This window comes from Dyella jejuensis, from assembly GCF_044904675.1.
Classification (GTDB): Bacteria; Pseudomonadota; Gammaproteobacteria; order Xanthomonadales; family Rhodanobacteraceae; genus Dyella_B; species Dyella_B jejuensis.
This window is the reverse complement of sequence record NZ_JADIKJ010000039.1, coordinates 1-3,026: the sequence shown is the minus strand read 5'-3', so window position 1 is coordinate 3,026 and position 3,026 is coordinate 1. Positions and strand designations below refer to the sequence as shown.

Below are 3,026 nucleotides of genomic sequence, written 5' to 3'. Positions count from 1 at the left end.
CGATCTCCCTGAGCAAGAGCTTGCAGTGATTCGGGAGGCGGAGGTCGTGGAAAACATCAACTCGATTCTAAGGCGATTCCAACAGCCGGATCTCGAGTTTTTGGGAGAACTTTTCACCGCAAAAGACGTACGACTTACTACGTTGCCGGAGCTGGATCCATTTGGTCCACGTCCTCCGCAACAGTACGTCGGGCCGATATTCACGCTGTCCAAGGTTTATCGAACTGGTTGGAAAAGTACGGGTGCAGGTACACGCATATTTGCGTACCTGCACCCGCAAGCGCCTGCCTGCGAAAGCGTTTTGCAGGCACTGAATGACCTTGAAGGCGAGGTGCTCTGCGTGATGCCTGGCTGCCCGCGGCATTGGCCAGGGCGCTTTGACAGAATCACCTTTTATGCACAACCGCTGGAGCTGGCTTTCCTATTGCCTCAAGCTAGCCTTGTTGTTACCGGTGGCGTGTCGACCACGACGACGGCGTTACTTGTTGGCCTGCCGATTTTTTCGGTTCCGCGCACGTTGGAGCAACACAAAGTTGCTCATGTGCTGGAACGAAGCGGAGCGGCCAAGATAGCTGATGGGGGAGACGTGGAGCGCATTGCTCAGGACATCAGCGAGTTACTGGACAATTCGAAGCACAGGCAGGCGGCCATACGGATTGCCACGAAGTATATGGCAACTCAATTTGAAAATAATGCCTCCCGTATTGCTGGAGACCAAAATGCAGGGGCAGGGCGTGCCGCAAGGATTTCAGCTGCCAATTATGATTCATTAGGCATCTGAACAAAATGCTTGGAGGATATATGTCATGAGAGTTTCAGCAACCAACTACCTCCTGTTAGGAGTCGCCTCCTTTGCAGCATTCTTTGGCATTCAAGCGTTGGTTGTTTCGTACTGCCTGCCGATGCCGGCCATTAAGGATCTTAGCCATCCTTTAGAGGTGATTGGCACCTACACATACTCTCACGGCTCTCGTGGCGGTAATTCTACATGGGTGAACAATAAGCGGTTCTATTGTGGCGGTGGGGCTCTTGGTTATTATAGTTGTGTGGGATATATAAATGGACTGCCACAACAGGCGCCAATTACATTGAAGTTTGTAAATTTAAAAACAATAGACGGCACTGTTCCGGTGGCAATGAATGTTAAATCTTCGGGTAAGGAATTGTTTAGTCAAACGCCTCTTCAGTACATGAGTGCATGGAAAAGTCAGAACAATTTCTATTTTTCAAGCTATTCATTGATTATTGCACTTGTCGTCGTGGGCGTCACTCACATTTATCTTACAAGGAATAAGATGACATGAGCGCCTTGACATGGTTCGAGAATTTTTCATCCGAAGAGGGGAATGGAAGTATTATTTCCTCGTTTGCTGCATTAGGCCTGAACTCCGTAGCTTTGTGCGAGGATATTGCAGATAAAAAGACGCCTGATCAGCTAAGGATTGATGGCTATAAGGTTCTTCGCAATGCTGTTGCATTTCTCGATGAAGTTGCCGCATCCAAGACTTTTATGGGGAAAGTTTTGGGTCGTATTCTTGATGTCGCTGGCGTAACCGGTGACGTAGCCGATATTGTGGCCAAATTCGAAAATCTGTCAGGCATCGATGGAATTTAATTCATGAGAAATTCTGCCGTCAAATATCTGTTTTTAGGCATTGGTTCTTTTGTTCTCTCTTTTGCAGTGCTTGCGTTAGTTATTTGTCACTATGCGCCAATCCCTTCGGCAGGTGATTTCAATCATCATTACGAGGTGACAGGAAGATATAGATATAATCGCGCTTCTCGAGGAGGTAATGCTACTTGGCTGGACAACAAACTTCTCAATTGTAGAGTGAGCGCTCTAGATGAGGATGCATGTCTTGGACAACTAAATGCCGTGCCGAAGGGGGCTATACTTACGGTGGATTTTGTTCATTTGAAAACGATATCGGGTTACATGGCATTAGCAATGAGTATTAATTCATCGAGTGAGAAAATATTTTTTCAATCTCCCGAGCAGTGCATTAATTCATGGCTCTATGATAGCGCTTTTTCGATCGCGATGGCGGCTTTGATTTTTTCAGCCTTGATCGTGAGTTTTACAAAAATTGGGTCAAACTACCTCTCTATAGCCAAGGGTGAAAATCCATGAGCGTGATGCTTTCCATCTATTCGGCTCGCGCACCACTGCTGAGTAGCAACGCCTGTTCGATCACATCCCGTGCGTCACAAAATCTTGCATGTTGACTTTCACCATCTAGGGATGGGTAGACTCCATGCGGGCTGTACGTCCATGAAGGGTATGCTTGCCGCGGGGGAGTGGGGGATGAACGGATGTTAGATCTCGGAAAGAGCGGCTCTCTTGCCGACGTGATGCCGCGTCGCCTCTTTACTGACTCCTAAGGCGTTAATCATCGACTGTGGCGCTAAACGGGCTGCAACGTAGCCCTGCGCGACGAAGAAGAAGTCGTACGGCCAAAACTCGAGACTGCATTCACACGGATACAAGGAGTTGTCATGGTGATCTTCTGCCGTCCTCCACAGGACACGTCTTTTCCCGCCCGAGCGCCTCGCCGATTGCGTTGACCCTGCACCAGAAGCGCCCATGGCCTTGTGCTGATGGCGTTACTGGTATGCGTGCCTTGATCAATCGATTCGGTTCGTTCGGCACAAAACAGCCTCGGCAAACACTCCATCGAGTTCGCGCTGCAGCGGGATGAATTTGCCCGATGCCCGGTGCTGGACGCTGCTGGTCGCCTTAGCGGGTGTAACGATGCGGGCAGGTAGAACAACACCATCGCAAGTGAGAAGCACGTCGGCACGTCAGGCTGGCTAAGGGAAAGAGGAAGCAATGCGGCAAGCAAAGGATGATCTAGTGCGAAGTCAACAGTCTCGCTTTGAGTCGAACGACACGCCGAATCCGCAAGGTAAAGGGCGAGTTCTTATAGCTGGCGAATTCGCAAATAACTGGGGGCACCTCGGTTCCATGCTCGCCATGGCGCGTGCCTATCGCGCTACTGGCCACGAGGTGGTTTTGGCTGTCAGCG

At 49.8% G+C, this 3,026-nt stretch carries 4 protein-coding genes; all 4 read left to right on the top strand.

The window, feature by feature from the left end:
• Positions 1–781: hypothetical protein (locus ISP15_RS18075; protein WP_404549364.1), on the top strand; the 781-nt coding region annotated here is incomplete at its 5' end.
• A gap of 25 nt (positions 782–806) precedes the next feature.
• The gene (locus ISP15_RS18070; protein WP_404549362.1) at positions 807–1,304 is read left to right on the top strand and encodes a hypothetical protein; all 498 of its coding nucleotides are present in this window, start codon (positions 807–809) and stop codon (positions 1,302–1,304) included.
• Entirely contained in the window at positions 1,301–1,615 is a 315-nt protein-coding gene (locus ISP15_RS18065; RefSeq protein ID WP_404549360.1) for a hypothetical protein, read from the top strand. Before ISP15_RS18070 ends, ISP15_RS18065 begins: the two co-directional genes overlap by 4 nt.
• Positions 1,616–1,618: 3 nt before the next feature.
• Positions 1,619–2,131 (top strand): hypothetical protein, encoded by a 513-nt coding sequence (locus ISP15_RS18060; protein ID WP_404549358.1) that lies wholly within the window; start codon positions 1,619–1,621, stop codon positions 2,129–2,131.
• The last annotated feature ends 895 nt before the right edge of the window (positions 2,132–3,026 follow it).